Source organism: Paenibacillus sp. MAEPY2, from assembly GCF_000499205.1.
In the GTDB taxonomy this organism is placed as follows: Bacteria; Bacillota; Bacilli; order Paenibacillales; family Paenibacillaceae; genus Paenibacillus; species Paenibacillus vandeheii.
The window spans coordinates 1-302 of sequence record NZ_AWUK01000116.1 but is presented as its reverse complement, the minus strand read 5'-3'; the positions used below and the strand labels follow the sequence as shown (position 1 = coordinate 302).

The 302-nt window shown below is 47.0% G+C and carries 1 protein-coding gene; it reads right to left on the bottom strand.

Annotated features, from left to right (window positions below; all coding sequences use genetic code 11):
• A partial coding sequence (locus P364_RS0134845) for a cytochrome ubiquinol oxidase subunit I (RefSeq protein WP_029881548.1) occupies window positions 1-302 on the bottom strand: 302 nt, incomplete at both ends.

The following is a 302-nucleotide window of genomic DNA, read 5'->3' as shown; positions in this document are numbered from 1 at the left end:
ATAATTTCATGCTCTGCATTAAGCCAGCCTAGCAGAATCAGATCCGCACCACTTTCGGTCTCGAAATGCCATTCTGCAGCAGCCAGCTTCTCCGGCTGATGTTCGGCTAGAAATTTAGCGGAGACATCTCCGGCTAATGTGTTGAGTAACCCAAACAACATCACAACAGCCATCATTAGCTTCAGAGCTTTTTTGTGGTATCCAGATACGCCCTTTCTCAGCATCGTAAAAGCCGCAATTCCTGCTAACAGCGCAGCACCAGTTAAGTAGGCGGAACTTAAAACATGGAACACCTTGGAGAA